This is a genomic window from Methylotenera sp. (assembly GCF_029945705.1).
GTDB lineage: Bacteria > Pseudomonadota > Gammaproteobacteria > Burkholderiales > Methylophilaceae > Methylotenera.
Genome location: NZ_JAQSDC010000004.1, coordinates 185,989 through 211,191, shown reverse-complemented (window position 1 = coordinate 211,191; position 25,203 = coordinate 185,989). Strand labels below are relative to the sequence as shown.

At 42.9% G+C, this 25,203-nt stretch carries 23 protein-coding genes; 10 read left to right on the top strand and 13 right to left on the bottom strand.

What is annotated here, in order from left to right:
• Window positions 1-96 precede the first annotated feature (96 nt).
• The 7 genes from PSU78_RS01945 to phoU all read left to right on the top strand — a co-directional run bounded on the left by PSU78_RS01945 (window position 97) and on the right by phoU (window position 6,538).
• Window positions 97-753 carry a DUF47 domain-containing protein gene (locus PSU78_RS01945; protein ID WP_300383411.1) on the top strand — a complete coding sequence of 219 codons (657 nt, stop codon included), beginning with the start codon at window positions 97-99 and terminating at the stop codon, window positions 751-753.
• A gap of 10 nt (window positions 754-763) precedes the next feature.
• The gene (locus tag PSU78_RS01940; protein ID WP_300383409.1) at window positions 764-1,765 is read left to right on the top strand and encodes an inorganic phosphate transporter; all 1,002 of its coding nucleotides are present in this window, start codon (window positions 764-766) and stop codon (window positions 1,763-1,765) included.
• 151 nt (window positions 1,766-1,916) lie between these two features.
• Entirely contained in the window at window positions 1,917-2,966 is a 1,050-nt protein-coding gene (gene pstS, locus PSU78_RS01935) for a phosphate ABC transporter substrate-binding protein PstS (RefSeq protein WP_300383406.1), read from the top strand.
• 115 nt (window positions 2,967-3,081) lie between these two features.
• Window positions 3,082-4,101 (top strand): phosphate ABC transporter permease subunit PstC, encoded by a 1,020-nt coding sequence (pstC, locus tag PSU78_RS01930; protein ID WP_300383404.1) that lies wholly within the window; start codon window positions 3,082-3,084, stop codon window positions 4,099-4,101.
• A gap of 14 nt (window positions 4,102-4,115) precedes the next feature.
• Window positions 4,116-4,973 (top strand): phosphate ABC transporter permease PstA, encoded by an 858-nt coding sequence (gene pstA / locus PSU78_RS01925; protein WP_300383867.1) that lies wholly within the window; start codon window positions 4,116-4,118, stop codon window positions 4,971-4,973.
• Window positions 4,974-4,990: 17 nt separating this feature from the next.
• Window positions 4,991-5,761 (top strand): phosphate ABC transporter ATP-binding protein PstB, encoded by a 771-nt coding sequence (gene pstB / locus PSU78_RS01920; RefSeq protein WP_300383401.1) that lies wholly within the window; start codon window positions 4,991-4,993, stop codon window positions 5,759-5,761.
• Window positions 5,762-5,833: 72 nt separating this feature from the next.
• A complete protein-coding gene (gene phoU / locus PSU78_RS01915; RefSeq protein WP_300383399.1) occupies window positions 5,834-6,538 on the top strand; it encodes a phosphate signaling complex protein PhoU in 705 nt (234 codons plus the stop codon).
• An 88-nt stretch (window positions 6,539-6,626) separates the two neighbouring features.
• Here the strand turns inward: phoU and glmM are convergent, their stop codons facing one another.
• The 4 genes from glmM to rlmE all read right to left on the bottom strand — a co-directional run bounded on the left by glmM (window position 6,627) and on the right by rlmE (window position 11,642).
• A complete protein-coding gene (gene glmM / locus PSU78_RS01910; protein WP_300383396.1) occupies window positions 6,627-7,982 on the bottom strand; it encodes a phosphoglucosamine mutase in 1,356 nt (451 codons plus the stop codon).
• A 54-nt stretch (window positions 7,983-8,036) separates the two neighbouring features.
• On the bottom strand, window positions 8,037-8,894 hold the full coding sequence (gene folP / locus PSU78_RS01905) for a dihydropteroate synthase (RefSeq protein WP_300383393.1): 858 nt from the start codon (window positions 8,892-8,894) through the stop codon (window positions 8,037-8,039).
• A gap of 69 nt (window positions 8,895-8,963) precedes the next feature.
• Complete coding sequence (ftsH, locus tag PSU78_RS01900) at window positions 8,964-10,859, bottom strand: ATP-dependent zinc metalloprotease FtsH (protein WP_300383390.1); 1,896 nt, start codon at window positions 10,857-10,859, stop codon at window positions 8,964-8,966.
• A gap of 162 nt (window positions 10,860-11,021) precedes the next feature.
• Complete coding sequence (gene rlmE, locus PSU78_RS01895) at window positions 11,022-11,642, bottom strand: 23S rRNA (uridine(2552)-2'-O)-methyltransferase RlmE (RefSeq protein WP_300383387.1); 621 nt, start codon at window positions 11,640-11,642, stop codon at window positions 11,022-11,024.
• Window positions 11,643-11,698: 56 nt separating this feature from the next.
• Here rlmE and PSU78_RS01890 point away from each other — a divergent pair, with 56 nt between their 5' ends.
• Window positions 11,699-11,992, top strand: coding sequence for a YhbY family RNA-binding protein (locus tag PSU78_RS01890; protein WP_300383386.1), 294 nt, complete (start codon window positions 11,699-11,701; stop codon window positions 11,990-11,992).
• Between the two features lie 59 nt (window positions 11,993-12,051).
• On the opposite strand, the gene PSU78_RS01885 is transcribed toward PSU78_RS01890, so the two are convergent.
• The 5 genes from PSU78_RS01885 to carA form a co-directional block, all read right to left on the bottom strand.
• Window positions 12,052-12,498: a DUF4149 domain-containing protein gene (locus PSU78_RS01885; protein WP_300383384.1), complete on the bottom strand. Its 447-nt coding sequence runs from the start codon at window positions 12,496-12,498 to the stop codon at window positions 12,052-12,054.
• Window positions 12,498-12,980, bottom strand: a complete 483-nt coding sequence (greA, locus tag PSU78_RS01880) for a transcription elongation factor GreA (RefSeq protein ID WP_300383381.1) — start codon at window positions 12,978-12,980, stop codon at window positions 12,498-12,500. Before greA ends, PSU78_RS01885 begins: the two co-directional genes overlap by 1 nt.
• Before the next feature lie 137 nt (window positions 12,981-13,117).
• On the bottom strand, window positions 13,118-16,324 hold the full coding sequence (gene carB / locus PSU78_RS01875) for a carbamoyl-phosphate synthase large subunit (protein WP_300383378.1): 3,207 nt from the start codon (window positions 16,322-16,324) through the stop codon (window positions 13,118-13,120).
• Between the two features lie 39 nt (window positions 16,325-16,363).
• On the bottom strand, window positions 16,364-16,828 hold the full coding sequence (locus PSU78_RS01870; protein ID WP_300383375.1) for a hypothetical protein: 465 nt from the start codon (window positions 16,826-16,828) through the stop codon (window positions 16,364-16,366).
• Window positions 16,829-16,837: 9 nt separating this feature from the next.
• On the bottom strand, window positions 16,838-17,995 hold the full coding sequence (gene carA / locus PSU78_RS01865; RefSeq protein ID WP_300383372.1) for a glutamine-hydrolyzing carbamoyl-phosphate synthase small subunit: 1,158 nt from the start codon (window positions 17,993-17,995) through the stop codon (window positions 16,838-16,840).
• 234 nt (window positions 17,996-18,229) lie between these two features.
• On the opposite strand from carA, the gene PSU78_RS01860 reads away from it, so the two are divergent.
• The gene (locus tag PSU78_RS01860) at window positions 18,230-19,564 is read left to right on the top strand and encodes a glutamine synthetase family protein (protein ID WP_300383369.1); all 1,335 of its coding nucleotides are present in this window, start codon (window positions 18,230-18,232) and stop codon (window positions 19,562-19,564) included.
• 106 nt (window positions 19,565-19,670) lie between these two features.
• Here the strand turns inward: PSU78_RS01860 and PSU78_RS01855 are convergent, their stop codons facing one another.
• The 3 genes from PSU78_RS01855 to bamE form a co-directional block, all read right to left on the bottom strand.
• A complete protein-coding gene (locus tag PSU78_RS01855; protein WP_300383366.1) occupies window positions 19,671-20,912 on the bottom strand; it encodes a GGDEF domain-containing protein in 1,242 nt (413 codons plus the stop codon).
• Window positions 20,913-21,036: 124 nt separating this feature from the next.
• The gene (gene dapB / locus PSU78_RS01850) at window positions 21,037-21,846 is read right to left on the bottom strand and encodes a 4-hydroxy-tetrahydrodipicolinate reductase (RefSeq protein ID WP_300383363.1); all 810 of its coding nucleotides are present in this window, start codon (window positions 21,844-21,846) and stop codon (window positions 21,037-21,039) included.
• Window positions 21,847-21,941: 95 nt separating this feature from the next.
• A complete protein-coding gene (gene bamE, locus PSU78_RS01845) occupies window positions 21,942-23,009 on the bottom strand; it encodes an outer membrane protein assembly factor BamE (protein WP_300383360.1) in 1,068 nt (355 codons plus the stop codon).
• An 87-nt stretch (window positions 23,010-23,096) separates the two neighbouring features.
• Between bamE and fur the strand changes: the two genes are divergently transcribed.
• Window positions 23,097-23,516: a ferric iron uptake transcriptional regulator gene (gene fur / locus PSU78_RS01840; RefSeq protein ID WP_300383357.1), complete on the top strand. Its 420-nt coding sequence runs from the start codon at window positions 23,097-23,099 to the stop codon at window positions 23,514-23,516.
• 3 nt (window positions 23,517-23,519) lie between these two features.
• On the opposite strand, the gene recN is transcribed toward fur, so the two are convergent.
• Window positions 23,520-25,196 carry a DNA repair protein RecN gene (gene recN, locus PSU78_RS01835; RefSeq protein ID WP_300383354.1) on the bottom strand — a complete coding sequence of 559 codons (1,677 nt, stop codon included), beginning with the start codon at window positions 25,194-25,196 and terminating at the stop codon, window positions 23,520-23,522.
• Between the last annotated feature and the right edge of the window lie 7 nt (window positions 25,197-25,203).

Genomic DNA, 25,203 nt, shown 5'->3' with positions numbered 1-25,203 from the left:
CTCGCGGATTTAATCTTGGGCGGTTAAAATAGCGAAATAATAAATTTGAAATAAAATTGCAATAAATTTGTAATAAAAATATTGGGAGAATGAAGTATGGCAAATGCTGTTTTCGGTAGATTAATGGCTGCAATATCACCACGTAATGACAATTACTTTGTGTTGTTTAACAACTTGGCAGATAGCGCAGTTAAAGGCTCCAAAGTACTTGCCATGATGTCGGCAGTGAACGACCCAGCCAAATTCGAAGAGCATTTTGCCGAAATCAGAGCCATCGAATCCCAAGCTGATGAATACACCAAAGAAATTCTTCTCTCACTCCACAAAACTTACATTACCCCATTCGACCGCCGCGAAATTCGCGAACTAGCCATGGCGCTTGATGACATTATCGATTACATGGAAGATATTCCACAAAGCTCTAAAATCTACGGCCATAGCGATTTCACACCTGAAATGGTAGCGTTAGGTCAAATTTTATTGCGCGCATCTGAAAAAGTCCGTGATGCCGTGAATATGCTTTCTGACATGAAAAACGCTGAACGTATTTTACGCACTTGTGAAGAAATTAGTGCAATCGAAGGTGAAGCGGACCATGTCATGCGAGCTGGAATGCGCCGCTTGTTCGATGAAGAGTCTGATGCACGAAAACTTATTAGATCTAAAGAGCTTTATGATTTATTTGAAATGGCGGTTGATAGCTGTGAAGATGTAGCCGATGTAATCCACGGTGTCGTGCTAGAGCGTATTTAAGGAGCACGATATGGATCACGCAATCCTCATCATGGCATTGCTCGTGGTGGTTGCTCTCATGTTTGACTTCATGAACGGCTTTCACGATGCAGCAAACTCCATTGCACTTATGGTTTCCACACGCTTACTTACACCTCAAGCTGCAGTAGTTTGGGCGGCATTTTTCAACTTAATCGCCTTTTTGTTTTTTGGGCTACATGTTGCCAATGTTGTCGGCAAAGGTATTATTTCTAAAGAGATTATTGATAACGCCGTGATATTTGGTGCGCTCAGCGGCGCAATCTCGTGGAACTTAATTACTTGGTGGTTTGGTATTCCATCATCTTCATCTCATGCATTAGTTGGTGGTTTGGTAGGCGCTGGGGTTGCTAAAGCAGGTACTGGCGCTATTGTCGCAGAGGGTCTAATTAAAACATCTGTTGCTATTATTCTGTCTCCTTTATTCGGCATGTTACTCGCGCTCATCCTCATGGTGCTGGTGTTGTGGATTTACGAAAAATCATCGCCTTACCCTACAGAACGCATGTTTAATAAACTTCAATTTGTATCTTCATCGCTTTACAGCTTAGGCCATGGTGGTAACGATGCACAAAAAACCATGGGTATTATTGCCGTTTTACTCTATGCCAATGGTTATATTCAAGGTGATTTCCATGTGCCGTTTTGGGTAGTCATTTCTTGTCAAATTGCGATGGCATGCGGCACACTATTTGGTGGTTGGCGCATAGTCCGGACTATGGGAATGGGTATTACGCGCATTCGCCCTTCTGGTGGCTTCTGCGCACAAACATCCGGCGCTATCGCCTTATTTATTGCGACTTCACTCGGTATTCCAGTCTCAACTACGCACACGATTACTGGCGCAATTGTTGGCGTTGGGCTGTCAAGGCGCGTATCTGCAGTACGCTGGGGCTTGGCATCTCGCATCGTTTGGGCATGGGTGCTTACCATTCCTTGTGCGGGTTTAATCGCAGCGATTAGCTATCATTTTGGTAGCACATTCTTAAAGTAGCTAAAACTTTAGCTTATTAAATTAACAAGGGACTCTTAGCATTCCCTTTTTTTATTTTTAGCGTTTCTTCAATTTGTCATTAAATTGTCATATTTGATTTTTAGAATAGTCATCAAGTTAAACCTACTCATGAAACAAACAGGAGAAATTAATGCAAGTAAGCAACTTTAATCTTAAGGCAGCACTTTTAACAGCAGGTCTTATCCTCGCCCCTAGCGCATTCGCAACTGACATTACTGGTGCTGGCGCGACTTTCCCGTACCCAATCTATGCAAAATGGGCTGAATCATACAATGTTAAAACTGGTGTTAAGTTAAATTACCAGTCTATCGGTTCTGGTGGTGGTATTAAACAAATCACTAATAAAACAGTAGACTTCGGTGCTTCTGACAAACCATTAAAACCAGAAGAACTAGAAAAAGCTGGTTTAATTCAATTCCCAGCGGTAGTTGGTGGCGTGGTTCCTGTAGTGAACGTGCCTGGTGTTACCGATGGTGAAATGCGCCTAAACGGTGAAGTGCTAGCTAACATTTATTTGAAAAAAATCGTTAAATGGAATGACCCAGCAATTAAAGCGCTTAATCCAAGCTTAGCATTGCCAGATACAGCAATTACTGTAGTTCACCGTTCTGATGGTTCTGGTACCTCTTTTGTATTCACCAACTACTTAAGCAAAGTAAGCAAAGAGTGGAGTGACAAAGTAGGTGCTGATACTTCTGTTGCTTGGCCAACTGGTTTAGGCGGCAAAGGTAATGAAGGCGTAGCTTCATACGCACAACGTATTAAAGGTTCTATTGGTTATGTTGAATATGCATTCGCTAAACAAAACAATTTACCTACTGTAAGCTTGCAAAACCGCGATGGTGAGTTTGCTAAACCAAGTATCGAAAGCTTCCAATCTGCTGCTAAATACGCTGAATGGGAAAAAGCACCTGGTTTTTACGAAATTTTGACTAACGAGCCAGGCAAAGCAACATGGCCTATCACTGGCGCTAGCTTTATCTTGATGCACAAACTACAAGATAAACCAGCCAACGGTGCTGAAGTGCTTAAATTCTTTGATTGGAGCTACAGCAATGGCGCTTTAATGGCAAAGGCTTTGGACTACGTACCAATGCCTGACAACGTCGTAAAGTTGATTGAAACTAGCTGGAAAACAAACATAAAAAGCAAAGATGGCGCTGCTGTTTGGACTAAATAATTTCAAATTAGTAAAGTAAAATAAGAAGTAAAAGTAGTCACTAAAGTTAACAGGCGCAATTAGATTGCGCCTGTTAACTTTAATCAACTTAAACACTGCTAAAGGAAATGTAACAATGGATATGTATACCCCCTCAGCAGTTTTAAATGAACAACACATCATTCGAGAATCAATTTCAATGCCGAATAGTCCACAAAATAAAAACATTGGAGCGACGCTAGATAAGCTGTTTCGCTATACCACCATGTTTTTTGCTTTCCTAGTTTTCATCCTACTGTTTGGCATAATTATTACCTTGTTAGTGGGTAGCTTGCCCGCGTTAAAAATGTTCGGCGCATCTTTTTTCACAAGTACGGCATGGAACCCAGTTACGATTGATTTCGGCGGTGTAGTGCCAATTTACGGTACGTTTATCACCGCATTAATTGCCATGCTCATCGGCATCCCTGTGAGCTTTGGTATTGCTATCTTTATTACAGAACTCTCTCCCAATTGGCTTAAACGTCCAATTGGCGTAGCGATTGAGCTACTTGCAGGTATCCCAAGTATTATTTACGGCATGTGGGGCTTATTTGTATTCGCACCATTGTTTGCTGACCACGTGCAACCTTGGATGAATGATAATCTTGGTGCATTGCCTTTAATCGGCACTTTGTTTCAAGGCCCACCTATGGGTATTGGCATGTTTACCGCAGGTTTTATTCTCGCCATTATGGTGATTCCATACACAGCATCAGTCATGAGAGATGTGTTTGAGATTGTTCCTAGTATGCTTAAAGAGTCTGCCTACGGACTAGGCTCAACCACTTGGGAAGTCATTTGGAACGTTGTACTTCCATATACGAAAACAGGTGTAGTTGGCGGCATTATGCTAGGTTTAGGCAGAGCCCTTGGCGAAACCATGGCAGTGACATTTGTGATTGGTAATGCGCATGAGTTATCTGCCTCGCTTATGATGCCAGGTAATACGATTTCGTCCGCCTTAGCTAACGAATTTACTGAAGCGGTCGGTGATGTTTACACCTCATCACTCATCACACTAGGTTTAACATTATTTGTGATCACATTTATTGTGCTGTCACTGGCTAAATTGTTATTGATACGCTTATCACTGCGTGAAGGGAAACAATCTTGAAAAGCGAAACAGTCATGAAAGGCCTTGATAACAAGCGCTACATGCGTCGTAAATTTGTGAACGGACTGACACTAAGCTTATCTGTTGGTACAGTTATATTTGCACTCACATTCTTAGTATGGATTTTATGGACATTGTTCAGCCAAGGTCTTAGCCATTTAACATTAGATGTATTTACTAAAATGACACCTCCTCCTGGCAGCTCAGGCGGCTTGTTAAATGCCATTGTAGGTAGTTTATACATGGTGTTTTTCGCGACAGTCATCGGCACACCAGTAGGTATATTGGCGGGAACCTATCTTTCAGAATACGGAAAATCAGGCTGGTTAGCACCAACAACTAGATTCATTAACGACATCCTGCTATCAGCACCATCTATTGTCATCGGCCTATTTGTTTATGAAGTAGCCGTACATAGTGTTAACCACTTTTCTGGCTGGGCTGGTTCATTTGCTCTGTCACTATTGGTAATACCTGTAGTAGTACGTACCACAGAAAATATGATGTCATTAGTGCCTAGTACATTGCGTGAGGCCGCAGCCGCACTCGGTGCCCCTTACTGGAAAGTCATTGTGAATGTCGTTTACAAGTCTGCAAGGACTGGTATTTTGACAGGGCTATTACTTGCCGTTGCTCGTATCAGCGGCGAAACCGCACCACTATTATTCACTGCGTTGAATAATCAGTTCTGGAGCACCGATATGAACCAACCTATTTCAAGTTTAGCGGTTGTGATTTTCCAATTCGCAATGAGTCCATATGAAGACTGGCAGCACCTAGCATGGGCTGGCGCATTACTCATTACCCTCTTCGTGCTTGGCCTCAATATATTGGCTCGCACGGTGTTCCGTCAAAATCAATCTCACAGTTAGTTTAGGATTACTTAAATATGTCCACGCAAACTCTTCAAGCGAAGATCTCAGCCAAAAACATGAATTTCTACTACGGTAAATTTCATGCGCTTAAAGATATCAATATTGATATTCCAGCAAGCCAAGTCACCGCTTTCATTGGCCCATCTGGCTGCGGAAAATCTACCCTGCTACGTACGTTTAACCGTATGTATCAGCTCTATCCTAAGCAACGTGTTGAAGGAAAAATCTTGCTTGATGGCAAAGATATTCACTCAGCCGAACAAGATTTAAATTTGCTGCGCGCTAAAGTGGGTATGGTTTTCCAAAAACCAACACCATTTCCAATGTCTATTTACGACAATGTTGCATTTGGCGTAAAGCTTTACGAGAACTTATCTAAATCAGAGATGAATGACCGCGTTGAATGGGCTTTGCAAAAAGCTGCCATTTGGAATGAAGTAAAAGATAAACTTCATCAAAGTGGTTCTGGTCTTTCAGGCGGTCAACAACAACGCTTGTGCATTGCGCGTGGTGTGGCTGTGAAACCAAATGTATTGTTACTTGATGAACCATGTTCTGCGCTAGACCCAATCTCTACAGCGCGTATTGAAGACTTGATACATGAGCTGAAAAAAGAGTACACCATCGTTATCGTGACGCATAACATGCAACAAGCGGCACGTGTATCAGATTACACCGCTTATATGTACTTAGGTGAACTGATGGAATTTGATCAAACCAATACGATTTTTACGCGCCCTAGCCGTAAAGAAACAGAAGATTACATCACAGGTAAATTCGGCTAATTAATTTAGCTAAAACTAGCCAAGCAATTAATTTTTTTGTTCTACTGAATAAGCTTTTAAAAGGAATAAGTGATGGGATCTGAACATATATACAAACAGTACGACTCCGAATTAGAGGCCGTACGCGCTAAAGTACTTGAAATGGGTTCACTCGTTGACCAGCAGATTGTGGATGCTTTAGATGCACTCACTACATCAAATGCCAAACTAGCAAAACGTGTCATCAATAATGACCATCAAGTAAATGCGCTTGAAGTACAAATTGATGAAGATTGTAGCCATATTATTGCCTTGCGCCAGCCAGCTGCTGGAGATTTACGCATGGTGCTAATGATGATTAAAACCATTACAGACTTAGAGCGTATTGGTGATGAAGCTGCAAAAGTGGCACGCTTAGCATTAAAATCAAGTGAAACTGATCGTATGTGGACGCCGCGTTTTGCTGAAATCAAAACAATGGCCAACTTAACACGTGAAATGTTACACATGTCACTTGATGCCTTTGCCCGCTCAGATGCCACAAAGGTTTTACCGATTGCGCAAATGGACGAGCAAGTGGATGGCCAATATCAAATGACCATTCGTCAGCTAATTACATTTATGCTGGAAGACCCACGCACCATCTCAATGTCACTAGAAGTATTGTTTGTATCGAAAGCGATTGAACGTATCGGCGACCATGCAAAAAACATCTCTGAATACGTTGTATACATGGTAAAAGGTAAAGATGTACGCCACACCACGATAGAACAAATGGAAGAAGACGCTAAGTCTTAACATTTAGACGTTTACTCCACGCTAACTAATTTCATTTAGCGGAGTTTGGTTAATAGGATTAACCAAACTCCGAGTTGCATTAAATTTTTTAGCTCGCTGCGCCCCTGACTACTTCAGCAATTTCTTCAGCCAATTTCTGCACTAAAACCCTATCTTGGCCTTCCACCATCACGCGAATTTTAGGTTCTGTACCTGAGGCCCTCAGTAGCACGCGACCTGCACCATTTAAATCTTCTTCAGCTTTTTTAACTGCATGTTGAATTGGTGGAATATCTAAATTCAGCTTAGTTTTTGTAGTGACATTGATGAGCACTTGCGGATAAAGCACCAACTCCGCATTCATTTGGGTGAGTGTTTTACCACTTTGTTTTAAGGCATCTAGCACTTGCAGTGCAGCGATAATCGCATCACCACTGGTATGTTTATCTAAAGTGAGGATATGACCTGAATTCTCACCACCCAACTTCCAGTTATGTTCATTCAATAATTCCAGCACATATCTATCACCCACTTTAGCGCGAGCGAATGGAATTTTATTTTTTTGCAAAGCATGCTCTAACGCAAGGTTAGTCATCAGCGTACCAGCAATTCCGCCTTTTAGCTCGCCTTTTGCATGCAAGCCCATGGCAATAATGTAAAGCAACTGATCGCCATCTAATAGACTACCTTGTGCATCAACCATCATGACGCGGTCACCATCACCATCAAACGCTATGCCTAAATCTGCTTGATGTTCAAGCACGGCTTTCTGCAAGGCTTGCGGGTGCGTGGAACCGACCTGCTCGTTAATATTGAGGCCATCAGGCTTATTGCCGATACATACAATTTCCGCCCCCAGCTCATGAAAAACATTGGGGGCCACATGATAAGTAGCACCGTGCGCGCAATCCAGTACGATTTTTAAACCACGCAGGTCTAAATTGTTAGGAAAAGTACTTTTGCAAAACTCAATATAACGCCCTGCTGCATCGTCTATACGGCGTGCTTTACCAAGCTTTGCTGATTCCATCACCTGCATTGGTTTTTCCAACTCAGCTTCAATGGCATGCTCAATATCATCAGGCAGTTTTGCGCCTTCACTTGAGAAAAACTTTATACCGTTATCATAATAAGGATTATGCGAGGCTGAAATAACGATACCCGCTTGAGCACGCAAGGCGCGTGTGAGGTAAGCGACGGCTGGTGTTGGCATTGGGCCTGTTAGCAATACATCCACGCCTGCAGCAGACAAACCTGCTTCCAATGCAGCTTCTAACATATAGCCAGAGATGCGCGTATCTTTACCAATTAACACCGCAGGATGCGCATCTTTTGCAAGGCTGCTATTGACAGAAGTCAGCACCTTCCCTGCGGCATAACCAAGGCGCATCAAAAAGTCTGGCGTAATGGGATGTTCGCCTACCTTGCCGCGAATGCCATCAGTACCAAAATATTTTTTACTCATTATTTATCCTACTTTATTATAGTTTTATAGAGCATCTGTATAATAGATCTTCTTTTATTGAATCGCTGTCACAACTTTAAGCGCATCTACGGTTGCTTTCACATCGTGCACACGTATTATTTTAGCGCCTTTCATAGCGGAAATGACTGAGGCTGCAATACTGGCATATAGGCGTTGCCCTTCATCTGCACCTGTAATAGAACCAAGTACAGATTTGCGTGATAATCCAACTAACAAAGGCAGATCGATTACACTCAATTCATCCAAATGCTGAATGAGGGCAATATTATGCGCGCGTGTTTTACCAAAACCAAAACCGGGATCTAACAAAATACGATTTTTTTCAATGCCATGTGCCAGTGCTGCATTCACCCTATCTACAAGAAACTGCTTAACTTCACTGACTACATCAGCATAATGCGGATCTAGCTGCATGGTTTGAGGTGTGCCTTGCATGTGCATCAAACAAACACCCACCTTACTATGTGCAACAATCTCTAACGCATTAGGTTCTTGCAAAGCACGAACATCATTCACAATATCTGCCCCTGCTGCGATTGCTTGACGCATCACTTCAGGTTTATAAGTATCAATTGAAATAGGTACATTGCAAGTCTTACTTAAAGCTTCAATCACAGGAATAACTCGCTTAAGCTCATCGTCCAAACTAACAATAGCAGCACCAGGACGGGAAGATTCACCGCCTATATCTAAAATATCAGCGCCTTCAGCTATAAGCTTTAAAGCATGCTCGACAGCTAAATCAGTAGATGAGAATTTTCCGCCGTCAGAAAAAGAGTCTGGCGTAACATTTACAATACCCATGACATGTGGTCGATTGAGTGTTAGTTGATACTTGCCGCATGAGAACTCTTGCTGGAGAAGAGAGCTTGGTTGAGAGTCAGATTTCATATCGCATTATACTTAAATTTCACAACATAAAAAAAGGGCTAGAAATCTAGCCCTTTTTAATTTTACCTATTACTCATTTTTAGCCGTAGGTTGCGGTGTAGGTTTCGCACCTAACCCCGCTGAGCCTGAATCTCGTGGCGGATTAGCTTTACTTTGCGTTGGCTTTGGTGGGCGCACTGTAATGCCTGCCATAATGTCATTGATTTGATCAGAATCAATCGTTTCGTACTCCATTAAAGCAGCTGTCATTGCTTCGACTTTATCGCGATTATCTTCTAGTAACTTACGCGCAATACCATATTGCTCATCTAAAATACGGCGAATTTCTGTATCTACTTTTTGCTGGGTTGCCTCAGAAACCGTTTTTGAGCTCATGCTACCAAAGAAAGAGTCTTGCTCATCCCCTGCATACACCATAATACCAAGTGCATCACTCATACCGTACTTTGTCACCATAGAGCGCGCTAATTTGGTCGCACGTTCAAAGTCGTTTGATGCGCCAGTAGACATTTGATGCATGAAGATTTCTTCAGCAATACGACCACCAAATAAAATGGAGATTTCTTCCAACATCTTATCTTTATAGTTACTAATACGGTCAAACTCTGGCAATTGCCATGTTAAACCTAATGCCCAACCACGCGGCATAATCGTTACTTTATGCACAGGGTCGGCTTTCGGCAACAATTTAGCCACTACCGCATGACCAGACTCATGATAAGCAGTATTGCGACGTTCTTCCTCACGCATCACCATAGATTTACGTTCTGGGCCCATGTAGATTTTGTCTTTTGCGTCTTCAAAATCTTGCATATCCACAGTACGTTTGTTGCGGCGGGCAGCAAATAAAGCGGCCTCATTCACTAAGTTAGCTAAATCTGCACCTGAAAAACCAGGTGTACCACGCGCCAAAATATCGGCTTTAACATCAACATCAATTGGCACTTTACGCATATGTACCATCAAGATTTGCTCACGTCCTTTAATGTCAGGTAATGACACCATCACTTGACGGTCGAAACGACCCGGACGTAACAAGGCTTTATCTAGCACATCTGCACGGTTAGTCGCAGCAATCACAATCACGCCAGAGTTACCTTCAAAACCATCCATCTCAACCAATAACTGGTTTAATGTTTGTTCGCGCTCATCATTACCACCACCTGTGCCAGATCCACGGCTACGTCCTACCGCATCAATCTCATCAATAAAGATAATGCATGGTGAATTTTTCTTTGCATTCTCAAACATATCACGGACACGTGATGCACCCACACCCACAAACATCTCCACAAAATCAGAACCTGAAATAGTGAAGAACGGTACTTTTGCCTCACCCGCAATCGCGCGAGCAAGCAAAGTTTTACCAGTTCCTGGAGGACCAACCATCAAAACCCCGCGCGGAATACGACCACCGAGCTTTTGGAATTTAGTTGGGTCACGTAAAAACTCTACAATTTCCGTGACCTCTTCTTTGGCTTCATCACAACCAGCTACATCAGCAAATGTTGTGGTGTTATTAGTTTCATCTAATTGACGTGCTTTGCTTTTACCGAAAGAAAATGGACCACCGCCTTTGCCGCCGCCTTGCATTTGGCGCATAAAGAAAATCCAAACGCCTATTAACAATATCATTGGGAACCATGAAACAAATATGCTCATCAATAATGATTGCTCTTCATCTGGCTTGGCTTCAACGGTGACGTTATTTTTCAACAAATCAGAAACCAACCAAGGGTCAGAAGGTGCAAAGGTGTTGAATTTTTTACCATCGTGCGTTGTGCCGTGCAATACACGTCCATCAATTTGCACTTTAGCAATTTGACCGTTTTTGACTTGCTGAATAAATTGTGAGTACACTACTTGGCTGTCTGCGCCATTTTTAACGCCAGACACATTGAAAATTGCCAATAAGACCATGGCAATCGCCAACCAAATGGCAATATTCTTAAATATATTGTTCAAAATATCGTTCCTTTTTTTGAAAGGGAATTATCTATGTAGCTAATTCACTGCTTTATGACTACTTGTTTAACTAACTATTACTTAACTCGCAACTTGCTAATTACCATACTACGCTTTTTACAAAAATTGTCTTTAGGATTAACCATAAAATAACACTCTTGATTAGGGTTTACGACCCAATCCCAACAAATAAACTTCACTACTTCTGCCGCGTGATGCCTTAGGCTTACGCGTCACTACTTTATCAAACATAGTCCGCATATTTTTTACAATGTCATCAAAGCCTTCACCTATGAATACTTTGACCAAAAAATTACCGCTTGGTTTCAGCCACTCTTTACTAAACTCCAAGGCCAACTCAGTTAAATAAGCTGCGCCCGCTTGGTCAACGATAGTAATACCTGACATATTGGGTGCCATATCGGCAATTACAAGGTCTACTTGCTTGCCATTTAAACTTTTTTCTAATATTTTAAGGATGGCCTCTTCACGAAAGTCGCCTTGAATAAACTCTACGCCTTTAATTGGCTCCATTTCGAGCAAATCCAAAGCAATAATGCGCCCTTGACCTTTTAATCGCTGTACGGTCACTTGCGACCAGCTGCCTGGTGTCGAGCCTAAGTCTACAACAGTCATGCCAGGCTTAATCAGTTTATCTTTATCGTCAATTTCCGTAAGCTTATAAGCCGCGCGCGCTCTATAGCCCTCTTTTTGTGCACGCTTCACAAATTCATCATTGATATGTTCGTGGATCCAAGCTTTGCTGGAAGGTTTTAGTTTCATCTGTTAAACTGCTCGCCTATATAAATCAATAAGATAACTCAAGAAGACATACCGCCGTGAACTCAAAACAAATTAGCTACTTACGTGGCCTTGCACACAATTTAAATCCAGTGGTTATGATAAGTAATAAAGGCTTATCAGAGGCTGTATTAAAAGAAATTAACCTGAACTTAGATGCGCATGAGCTGATTAAAATCAAAGTTACGGGTGATGATAGAGAATTGCGTGCTCAACTGTTGGTAGATATTTGCACACAAACCGACGCAGTAGCAGTACACCATATTGGTAAACAACTAGTCGTTTATAGAAAATCAGCGACTAAGCCAAAAATCGTTGTTCCAACAAAGTAATTGCTCGATGTAGAAGCGATTTCCGAACTGCTTCTACTAAGCACTTATTTAAAAGCCAATTATTTTTTAACAACCACCACAAAGCCTAACAAGCATTCCACTACATACGCAATACTTGCTACGCCGTGCCAAGCCTTAAATCGATTAGCAAACACACTTTGCATCACATCCGCAGGAAAAGCATCAGCTTTTAATTGTACCAATATCGGCTGAATGCCGAAGTGTCCAGCCAGCACCAACAGCAACATAACGAGCAATGCCCAAAAATAAGACTGCTTAAGTGCTTGCGTACCATGGCCAAGTAAGCGATGAATCAGCAGATAAAACGCTGAGAACAAACCTAAGTAAGACACGTAGGTGAAAAATTGTCCTGCTAGTTGGCCTGCCAATTGATTATCTTGCAGAGTATGAAATAGTGAATAAGCAACGGCGCCCGTTGTCCACAAAGCACCAACCCAGAAAGTGATCAGTATTAAACTAAATTTATCTAGCCAATGATTTGTCATTAGATATATTGCACTTCTAAAATTTCATATTCTTTAACGCCGCCTGGCGCCATAACCTCAGCAACATCTCCTTCAGACTTGCCAATTAGACCGCGTGAAATTGGTGAGCTCACTGAAATTTTACCGTTTTTAATATCCGCTTCGTCGTCACCCACAATTTGGTAGGTAATGATATTACCGCTATCTAAATCCTCGATTCTAACTGTTGAACCAAAGACACAGCGACCATCGGCGTGTAGCGTCGATGGGTCAATAATCATAGCATTTGAAAGCTTAGCTTCAACTTCAGCAATACGGCCTTCAATAAAGCTTTGGCGCTCTTTAGCTGCTTCATATTCAGCATTTTCAGACAAGTCACCCTGCGCACGTGCTTCAGCAATGGCCTGAATGACCCATGGGCGGTCTACGCTGCGTAAGCGTAAAAGCTCTTCTTTAAGTTGCTCTGCACCTTTAACGGTAACGGGTATTTGGGTAACTGCCATATTGCTAAACCTTATCTAAAATCTATTAAGCTAAAAAAATAAACCACACTCATATAGAGTGTGGCTTTTAAAACACATACCAAAATTTATGTGTAGTTAAATTTTGGTATGGTTGTGAATTAAAAAACTAGTGTATTTTAAGAAAGCTTTTTATGCAAGTCTTGAAGTGACTCAACCGTTAATTCTTGCATATGTGCCATACCTACACACGCTGCCTTAGCACCAGCTAACGTTGTGTAGTAAGTCACTTTATTTTGCAATGCACTACGACGAATTTCGTAAGAGTCAACCACAGCACGCTTGTCTTCAGTCACATTCACAATAAAGCTAATGTCGCCATTTTTAATCATATCCACAATATGCGGACGACCTTCTGCAACTTTATTCACTGAAGCCACTTTTAAGCCATTTGCCGTTAATGCAGTCGCAGTGCCTTTAGTCGCCACCAATTCAAAACCTAAATCGTGCAAAGCATGAGCGATTTCAACGACTTTATTGTAATCTTCTTTACGTACGCTAATAAACGCTCTGCCGCCTTCAGGCAGCTTAGTAGAAGCGCCTAACTGCGATTTAAGGAAAGCCTCAGCAAAAGTTGCACCAACACCCATCACTTCGCCTGTAGATTTCATTTCTGGGCCTAAGATAGTATCTACGCCTGGAAATTTAATGAACGGGAATACCGCTTCTTTCACTGAATAGAACGGTGGCACAATCTCACGCGTTACACCCTGTGCTTTCAGTGAAGTACCTATCATGCAGCGTGCCGCTACTTTAGCCAACTGTAAACCACAGGCTTTAGAAACAAATGGCACTGTGCGTGATGCACGTGGATTTACTTCCAACACAAATACTGTTTTTCCTTGAATGGCAAACTGTACATTCATTAGACCAACTACACCCAGAGCACGAGCCATTTGTTTAGTTTGGTCACGCAACTCATCTTGTAATTTTGCAGATAAGCTAAACGGCGGTAATGAGCAGGCTGAGTCGCCAGAATGCACTCCAGCTTGTTCAACGTGCTCCATAATGCCGCCAATAATCACATCACCCGTGTTATCACAAAGTGCATCGACATCAACTTCTAGCGCGTCATTTAGGAACCTGTCTAACAATACAGGCGATTCATTCGATACTTTTACCGCTTCACGCATATAACGTTCAAGCTGAGATTGCTCTTGCACAATCTCCATTGCGCGACCACCCAGCACATAAGAAGGACGAACAACGAGCGGGTAACCGATTTCTAAGGCTAAACGTATAGCCTCATCTGGCGTTCTCGCAGTGCGGTTTGGCGGTTGTTTTAAACCCAGTGTTTGCAACATTTTTTGGAAACGTTCGCGATCCTCTGCCATATCAATCGCGTCTGGCGTGGTACCAATGATAGGCACACCTGCTTTTTCTAAATCACGTGCTAGTTTAAGTGGCGTTTGTCCACCGTATTGCACAATCACGCCTACTGGTTTTTCCAGTGCAACGATTTCTAGTACGTCTTCTAGTGTTACTGGCTCAAAATACAAGCGGTCTGACGTATCGTAATCGGTCGAAACCGTTTCAGGGTTACAGTTCACCATAATGGTTTCGTAACCATCTTCACGCATTGCAAATGCAGCATGTACACAACAGTAGTCGAACTCAATACCTTGACCAATACGATTAGGACCACCGCCCAAAATCATAATTTTCTTTTTATTGGTTGGTGCAGCTTCACACTCTTCTTCGTATGTTGAATACATGTAAGCAGTGTTAGTCGAAAACTCTGCTGCACAAGTATCTACACGCTTGTATACAGGGCGAACCTGCAAAGCTTGTCTGTAAGCACGTACAGCGTGTTGGTCGGTATTAAGTAGAGTTGCTAAGCGTCTATCAGAAAAACCGCTGCGTTTTAATTTAAGCATGGATTGCTTATCTAAATCAGCAATCTGTTTGCCTTTCAGTGCTTGTTCACGATCAATTAAATCTTTAATTTGAACTAGGAACCAATGGTCAATTTTTGAAATGTCGAATACTTGTTCAACACTCATGCCCATTCTAAAAGCATCGCCGACATACCAAATACGCTCAGGACCTGGTACGCCCATTTCTTTGGTAATGGTGTCTAAATCTGTGGTTTTTTCATCCAAGCCATCAACACCAACTTCAAGACCACGCAAAGCTTTTTGGAATGACTCTTGGAAAGTACGGCCGATGGCCATTACTTCGCCCACCGACTTCATTTGCGTAGTTAAGCGTGAATCTGCCTGCGGGAATTTTTCAAAAGCAAAACGAGGAATTTTTGTGACCACGTAATCAATCGATGGCTCGAATGATGCTGGCGTAGCCCCGCCGGTAATTTCATTGCGCAATTCATCTAATGTGAAACCGACCGCCAACTTAGCCGCCACTTTCGCAATAGGGAAACCTGTGGCTTTTGAAGCCAGCGCCGATGAACGTGAAACACGTGGGTTCATCTCAATCACAATCATACGACCATCATCAGGATTAATGGCAAATTGTACGTTTGAACCACCAGTATCCACACCAATTTCACGCAACACTGCCAGTGAGGCATTACGCATTATTTGATATTCTTTATCGCTAAGCGTTTGTGCGGGTGCAACGGTAATCGAGTCACCCGTATGCACACCCATTGGGTCTAGGTTCTCAATTGAACAAATAATGATGCAGTTATCCGCTGAGTCGCGAACGACTTCCATCTCATACTCTTTCCAGCCTAATAGCGATTCTTCAATCAGCAACTCATTAGTTGGTGAAGCATCAAGACCACGCTCGCAAATTTCTACAAACTCTTCACGGTTGTAAGCAATACCACCACCGCTACCGCCCATGGTAAATGATGGGCGAATAATCGTAGGATAACCAATGCTCGCTTGCACTTGCAAAGCTTCTTCCATGCTATGAGCGACAGCAGAACGTGCTGAACCCAAGCCAATTTTAGTCATAGCTTCTTTAAATTTTTGACGATCTTCAGCTTTATCAATCGCCTCTTTTGAGGCGCCGATTAGCTCAACTTTATATTTTGCCAATACGCCATGTTTATCTAAATCTAATGCGCAATTTAGCGCAGTTTGGCCGCCCATTGTTGGTAATAAAGCATCTGGGCGCTCTTTAGCAATGATTTTCTCAACCACTTGCCAAGTCACAGGCTCGATATAGGTCGCATCGGCCATTTCTGGATCGGTCATGATGGTTGCTGGGTTTGAGTTCACCAGAATCACACGGTAGCCTTCTTCGCGAAGCGCTTTACATGCCTGCGCGCCAGAATAGTCAAACTCGCAAGCTTGCCCAATCACAATTGGACCTGCGCCGATGATTAGAATAGATTTAATGTCTGTACGTTTTGCCATTCAATTTAACTTTATAAATATTTAATTTTTTTAAAACCACTATTTAACGCGGCCAGCGCGCAACATTTTATAACCAATATAGAACAAAAATGCTGATGGTAAAAACATCCACCATGCTACAAAGGGGTTCAGTATGATTGAAACAACAATACCTAGAAGCCCTAAAAAACACGCAATCAATCCGTATATATAGTCAGCAACTGTGTGACCCAACTCAATCACGCGATATATCTTATCTAAGAATGATCGCGTACTTTCAGGCAGTTTCCGCCTATTTTCCTCTTTAATCTGCTGGAAGCGCGCCACCCACTGCATCGGGCTGTACCACTCCACCTCAACTTTGCCGCTTTGCGCTATCGATTCTTGTCGCGCAACTTTATAGATAACAATCATTAAAAGTGACCCAACAATCCACCAATAGTTATGCGCTAACCAAAGTTGCCAATCTTTCGGCAGTTTACCAAACCAAACATTTAACCACTTGCTTAGCTCAATAAACTCCATTTAAAACTTTTACTTTCTTGCACCCTGCTTTTGCGCAGTCATCGATTGTACAAACTTATCAAACAAATAGCTCATCTCAGTTGGGCCAGGACTTGCTTCTGGATGACCTTGAAAGCTGAATGCAGGTTTGTCTGTACGTGCGATACCTTGCAAACTACCATCAAACAATGAAACATGCGTGGTTTTGATATTAGCTGGTAAATTTGCAGCATCTACCGCAAAACCATGGTTTTGACTGGTGATGTACACACGTTTAGATTCAACATCTTGCACTGGATGGTTTGCACCATGGTGGCCAAATTTCATTTTGTGCGTTTTAGCGTTACTCGCTAAGACCAACAATTGATGACCCAAACAAATACCAAAGGTTGGAACGCCAGTTTCGACGATAGTTTTGATGGCTGAAATTGCATAGTCGCAAGGCGCTGGGTCACCAGGGCCATTAGAAAGAAACACGCCATCTGGCTTATATGCCAGCGCATCAGCCGCAGAAGTTTGCGCCGGTAGCACGGTAACTTTACAGCCGCGAGAAACTAGCATACGTAAAATATTGCGTTTAACACCGTAGTCGTAAGCCACTACGTGAAATTTTGGCGTGGCTGCGTAAGCAAAGCCTTTGCCTAGCGCCCACTCACCCTCGGTAAACTCATACGGCTTATCACAGCTCACCACTTTTGCTAAATCCATGCCAGATAAACCTGGGAAACCTGCAATCGCAGCTTGTGCCAATGCAATCGCTATAACCTCATCAGCCTCGCCTGCTATTACCGCACCAGTTTGCGCACCTTTTTCACGCAATATTCTGGTTAACTTACGCGTATCAATATCAGCAATCGCCACAACATTGTTATCGCTTAAATAGTCAGATAAAGATTGAGTGTTTCTAAAGTTACTGTGCGTCAGCGGCAAGTCACGAATAATCAAACCACTTGCGTATACTTTGCCTGACTCTACGTCTTCAAGGTTCACGCCATAGTTACCAATGTGTGGATAAGTTAGTGTGACGATTTGTTTGGTGTAAGATGGATCTGTAAGAATCTCTTGGTAGCCAGTCATTGAGGTATTGAATACAACCTCACCCACTGTTTGGCCTGAAGCACCGATTGATGTTCCACGAAACACAGTTCCATCTGCAAGTACTAGTATGGCGGGCAGGTTTTGTGACACGGTAACTCCTTGGATTAAAACATTAATTAATTTTTAGTGCTAAGTTCATCATAGTATTAATCATGAACAAATGGCAGATACGCAAAACGGGAGGAGCTTTATACTCTTCCCGTTTCAGAATTAACGAATTATACCGACAAGCGGCATGCTTTTCAACTTTTGATTGTAACTTGATTGTAAAATGCCGCGTAGAGTTCTAAAGTAGAAGTTAATAAAACACACTAAAGGTTAGCTATGAACAAATCGATTTCTCAACTTATTACTGAAAACCACATTCACGAAATTGAGTGTGTCATCCCCGATATGACAGGTATCGCACGCGGTAAAATCTTACCTAAAGATTTGTTTTTAAGTGCTGGTGAAATGCGCTTACCTAAAAGTGTGTTGCTGAATACGGTAAACGGTCAGCAACCTGATAATGGACCATATGTGGGCGATACCGACCCCGACATGGTCTGCAAACCAGACATTTCGACCTTTAGAGTCGTGCCTTGGGCTGCTGAGCCTGTCGCAGTTGTTATTCACGATTGCTTGGAGTGGGATGGCACGCCAGTGGCACTTTCACCTCGTGCTGTGTTGCGTCGTGTGATTGACCTTTACACGCAACGTGGATGGCGCCCTGTAGTGGCACCTGAAATGGAGTTTTACTTAGTTGCACGCCAACAAAACCCACATGAACCTCTGCAACCACCTATTGGGCGTACAGGTAAACCTGAAGCAGGCAGGCAAAGTTATTCAATTGATGCTGTAAATGATTTTGACCCATTCTTCATGGAGCTTTCTAAATTCTGCGACGTACATAGATTGGGCGTTGAGACGTTGATTCACGAAGCTGGCGCAGGCCAGATGGAAATCAACTTCACACACGGCGACCCATTGGAATTAGCAGACCGCGTATTTTTATTCAAACGCACTGTGCGCGAAACGGCTTTGCGTCACGGCATATTTGCCACATTCATGGCAAAACCGATGGAGGCTGAACCTGGCAGCGCCATGCATATCCACCAAAGCATTATTGATGCTGACGGTAACAATATATTTAGCAAAGCTGATGGCAGCGCTAGCCCAGAATTCTTTCACTACATCGCAGGCTTACAAAAATACGTTCCGCAAGTGATGCCAATGTTTGCGCCGTATGTAAACTCGTATCGCAGATTAGCGCCATTTATGTCGGCTCCGACTAATGTACGATGGGGTTATGACAATCGCACTTGTGGCATACGCGTACCAAACTCTCACGCCAATTCAAGGCGTGTTGAAAACCGCGTCCCCGGCGTGGACGTAAACCCCTACTTAGCGATTGCCGCCACGCTGGCTTGTGGTTATCAAGGAATAGTAGAAGCACAGCAACCTACTGAAGCACTAACAACTAGCGCGTGGAATATGGCGCACGATTTACCACATCACCTAGAAGATGCAATTGAACTGTTGCGCAATTGCGAACCCATGCATGAGCTTTTTGGCACAAAATTTGTTGATGCTTTTTGCGCGGTAAAAGAGCTGGAATATGGTACCTATAACCGTGTGATTAGCTCTTGGGAGCGGGAACATTTACTATTATTGGTATAAGTTTTATTGCGTTATGATACGCAAAATTGCTTTGACTAAAACATGGTGAATTCAAAGTAAAGATAGTCCAAAAACGATAAATTTGGACTGTCTACTACTGGCACAATTACTCTTCGTTTGAAGCTAAAATATCATCTGCATAGACAACAAACATATTGCGACCCAGCCGTTTAGCTGAATACATTGCCTCATCAGCACATTTTAACAAATTAGCGGGTGTAACACCTGACTTAGAATAAATCGCTACCCCCAAGCTACCGCCAATTTCCAACACTTTACCGTCAATCTCAAAAGGTTTAGTCAACTCTTTAATGATTTTCTCTGCGGCTACTGTCGCTTGCTGTTCGTCTTCCACTTTTGGCAACAGAATTACAAACTCATCACCACCTATTCTGGCAACGGTATCATCTGTGCGAAGTAATTCTTTTAAACGCCCTGCCACGCCTACCAACAATCGGTCACCTACCTCGTGCCCATAATCATCATTGACCGCTTTGAAATAATCTAAATCTAAGAACATAATCGCGACCATTTGCTTAGAACGCTTTGCTGCTTTAAATGCTTGCGCTGCTCTATCATCTAAAAGCCTGCGATTTGGCAAGCCTGTCAGCGCATCGTAGTAGGCCAACTCTGAAAGCACAGTAGTTGAGTCAAATAATTGCTTAAGCAAGTTTTCTACATATTCATTTCTAAGAATCAAACCCGTCAATATCAACAAAAAGAATAACGTTAGCAATGCGGGGAGCAAAGTTTTACTTAGCAAGCGCTTATTCCAGCCTTTTGCCGCCACATCTACATTCAGCATGACAAAATTTGGTGTTTTAACCGTAACAGTCACAGGCACGCGCGCACTTATCCAAGAACCCCAATGATCGGTAACAGGGCCCTCAACAATAGGCGCTCTTATTTTCATTACGCGTTTGAGCTCGTCACTCGCTTCTGTAAATATTTCAGCAAGCTTGGATATTTCTGAGGGCGGTTGAGGGCTTGCATCAAGTAAAAATCGAACCTGTTTTTTACTTTGAGTTTTATCTAAATACAATAGGTAGATAAAATGGCAATCTGCATTCACTCTACATGCGCTATTCAATTTAGCGTTAAGCTCGACCAAATCTTCAACCTTAATGAGTTCTGGATCGGTATTTAACGTCTTGGCAAAGGGTTGCCAGTCGATAGACTTCTCAATGGTTCTGGCGTAAGTGATTAAATTATTTCGCATTTCCTCGTCTTGCGCTTGCTTAGTATGTATCACAAACAACACACCCGCAGCCGAGGTAATCGTAAATAAAAAGATGTAAAAGAATCTAGCGCTAGATAAGAAAGATTTTAATCCGCCAAACTTAATCATGAAAATTTCGTTTCTGAATTCTGAATTCTGAATTCTGAATAGAATCTTGATTTAAAATCAAGATATGTGACTAAAAATACTGCAAATTGCGCTTTTTTGAGTACCTAAGGTTAGCTAAACGTGATTATCTCAAGCCTAAAACATCTTGCATATCAAAGAGTCCAGCTTGTTTACCTATTAAAAATTTTGCGGCGCGTAAAGCGCCTGATGCAAATGTAGCGCGGCTGCTGGCTTTGTGCGTTAACTCTACACGCTCACCTAAGCCCGCAAATAGCACCGTATGATCTCCCACCACGTCTCCGCCACGCACCGTAGCAAAACCAATAGTGCTAGGGTCACGCTCACCTGTCACGCCTTCACGTCCATAAACGGCACAATCTTCTAAATTGCGACCCAGCGCACTTGCTGCAGCTTCACCCAAACGCAAAGCGGTACCAGATGGAGCATCCACTTTAAAGCGATGATGTGCTTCAATAATTTCGATATCAAAACCTTCATTCAACACTTTTGCAGCAGCCTGTACTAGGTTTATCAATAAAGACACGCCAACACTGGTATTGGGCGCAAAAACAATCGCTATATTTTTAGACGCAGCTTCTATCAGTAACTTTTGCTCCGCAGAAAAACCAGTAGTGCCAATAATCATTTTTACATGGTGTTTTTGGCAGGCCTCTAAATACATCAAACTAGCTTCTGGACGGGTAAAATCGACCAGAATATCCGCACCTTTCAAAGCTTCGTCTATATTATCTGTGACCATAACCCCTGAAATCTTGCCTTGCTGCTCACCTGCATCACGGCCAAGCTGAGAGTTACCTGAACGATCAAGCGCGCCATGCAACACTAAGTCTGCATCAGCAAATACACATTCGAGAAGTGCGTGACCCATGCGACCAGAACAGCCGGCAATGACCACTTTTAGAGGATTTGACATAATTCTAACTACCTAATAAATCTATACTATTTTTGAAAAAACAATGTTCTAGTGACTACCTAACCACACTTTGTAGTTAGGTATGCGATTGAAAATTAAAAACCAATTTTCTCTAGCATTCTGTCAAAAAAACTTGGCGTACCTTCTGTGGGTAAGTCTTTTGGCTTAGGCACAGACTTATTACCAGCTCTTGGTGCCACAGGCACTGACGCGGCTTCAACTTCAGCCGCTTCAGTCAATTTTAGATTTCTATCAAACTTCATACCAGAAGTTGATTCGTATGGCGTCAATGGCTCAGTAACCGATTTTATAGATTCAACTTTAACTGGTTCAATGTTGGCTGGCGTATCAACTACAGGTTGCGCTATTTTTTTTTCGACTACAGCTTGCTTCTCTGCAACCGGGCTAGGCTCAACTAAAGGTACAAGTTCTTTTTCCGGCGCCACTACTGGTGGCGCTTCAACAACAGCTGGTGCTTCAACTGCAATAGCTGCCGCAGGCACATCAGCCGTCATTGGCAATGCCTCTAGCGGCACAGCCATCATTGATTGCGGCTCATCTGATTTAGGCTCTTCTATGGGTGTTGCTGATTTCCTAGCTAACTCATCTTTAGCTTGTTCTGCAGCTTGGTCTGAAGAGTTTTTCGCAGTTTCTTCAGCGTCCGCCTTTGCTTTAGCGGCCTCAGCTTCTTTAGCTAACGTTGCTTCATCTTTTTGCCAAAACTTTAACTTATTGAGTACGCCTTTTTCTTCAGGCTTTTCAGTTGGGTTAATGACACGCGTACCACTGTTTGTAGACCCTTCATCGGTTTTAGTTTCGCTACCTTTTGGAATTACATCACCACGCACTGTTTTTAAAGACTCGCCGTCAAAATCTAAAATCACGCGACGCTGCTCGATAATTTTGCCTTTTTCACGCATTTGATAGACGTAATCCCAGCGATTACCGTGAAAACTATCTTGGATTAATGGTGTACCCATAATGAAACGAACTTGCGACTTGGTCATACCAGGTCGCAATTGCAACAACATTTTAGAAGTAACCACATTACCTTGTTGTACATCCAGTTTATAAGGTTTTATCGTTGGCAGCGCTGTGCCGCAAGACGCGCAGAGGACTGCTAATAAAATAACTGTGTACCGCAGAGTAGAAAAAATACGCATATTATGACTTTAGTTTGAATTAGCGTTAATATAACACGTAGATAGCGAACCAAAAACACTGTCATTATTAAATGTGGGTAAACAACGATGCAAGATCAAAAAGACTTAAAAAATGCTGGCCTGAAGGCTACATTACCTAGACTCAAAGTATTGAGCCTGTTTGAAAATAGTAAAGAACGGCATTTGTCGGCCGAGGATATTTATAAAGTAATGCTTAATTCTGGTGAGGATGTTGGTTTAGCGACAGTTTATCGAGTGCTAACACAGTTTGAGCAGGCAGGCTTGTTAGTGCGCCATCATTTCGAAAGCGGCAAAGCTGTTTTTGAGTTGAGTGAAGGTGGTCATCACGACCACATCGTTTGCGTAAAATGCGGCCGAGTTGAAGAGTTTTATGATGCGGAAATCGAAAAACGTCAAGAAGCAGCTGCCGCGAAATTTGGCTTTAAAATGCAAGATCACTCACTCACTATTTATGGGATCTGCGAAAAACAGCCTTGCGATAAGTAAAATTTAGCGCGCCAGCATCTCTTTAGCATGCTGGCGTGTGGTTTCAGTAATCTCAATACCACCTAACATTCGCGCAATTTCTTCTATGCGCGCTTCGTCATCTAAAACAGCAATGGTACTAAGCGTTTGTGCATTCACTAGCGATTTGCTCACGCGTAGATGATGCGTGCCTAATGCCGCCACCTGTGGCAAGTGGGTAATCACTAGCACTTGGCGTTTAGTTGAGTTTTTATCGCCTTGCTGCTCACCTAGTTGTTTCAAAAGCTGGCCAACGACCTCAGCCACGCCGCCGCCAATACCGACGTCCACCTCGTCGAATATCATGGTCGGAATACTCTCTTTTTGCGCCGTGACAACGCGAATCGCCAAGCTAATACGCGAGAGCTCACCACCAGAAGCCACTTTAGCAAGTGGCCTAGCAGCTACACCTGCGTGACCTGCGACCAAAAACTCGACCTGCTCAAGCCCATTGACTGTAGGTGCTTGCTCAGTCAGTGCCACTTCAAACTTACCGCCACTTAAAGACAATCGCTGCATTTCCGTGCTGATTTGACTGCCCAATTTAGCTGCCGCAGATTGACGACCATCGCTTAGCTGTGTCGCCAATTGCATGTAAGCGGCTAACGCTTGCACCTCTTGTTTAGCCAGCTCACCGTCATTTGCAAATAACTCTAATTCCGCCATACGTGCTTGTGATTTAAGCAACAAATCTGCTAACTCTTCTGGCTTAACGCGATTTTTGCGAGCCGTGTTATGTATGTTCTGAATTCTGGAGTCCAGCTTCGCAAGCCCAGCAGGGTCTAGTTCTGCACGTAGAAGATAACGATTTAAAAAGCGTGAGGTTTCCTCAAGCTGAATAACGGCTGAGTCAAGAGTTTCTGTGGCTTCAGCCATTGAAGTGTCATATTCACACAAGCTTTGCAATTTATGCTGCACCTGAGTTAGCAAATGCGTGGCAGATAATTCGCCCTCGCTCAATAGTTCACGGCACTCTTCTGCACCTGTAATCAAACCAGCACCATTAGATAAGCGTAAATGCTCTTGCTGCAACTCCTCCCATTCGGCAGGACTTAATGAAATTTGCGCTAACTCACGCGTGTTATCGCGTAAATCCGCCAGTTCATCGGCATACGCACTAGCGTTTTTTTCAACTTCTAAGCGTTGCAGGTTAAGTACATGCCAAATTTTATATTGCGCGGCAACTTGCAATGTTAAGCCAGACAAACCGCCAAAGTTATCAAGCACATTGCGTTGCGTGGCAAGCTTTAACAAAGAGTGATGCGCATTCTGGCTGTAAATATCCACTAATAGCTCGCCAAGCTCTTTGAGCTGAGCAACCGTCACTGTTGTGCCATTAATAAAAGCACGCGAACGGCCATCCGCGTACATCACTCGGCGTAAAATCAGCTCGTTTGCTTCATTTTCCATTTCCGCCTCAAGCAACCATTGTTGAGCTTCAAGGTTATTCACTATGGCAAAAATGGCGCTAATTTCAGCTTTATCACATCCCGCGCGCGTGACGCCACCTTCTGCACGTGCGCCTAAAGCTAACGATAAGGCATCAATTAAAATAGATTTACCAGCACCAGTTTCACCAGTGAGCACGGTAAAACCAGTTTCAAACTCTAAATCGAGTTGACTGACGATGACAAAATCACGGATAGAGAGGCTTTGTAGCATATCTAAA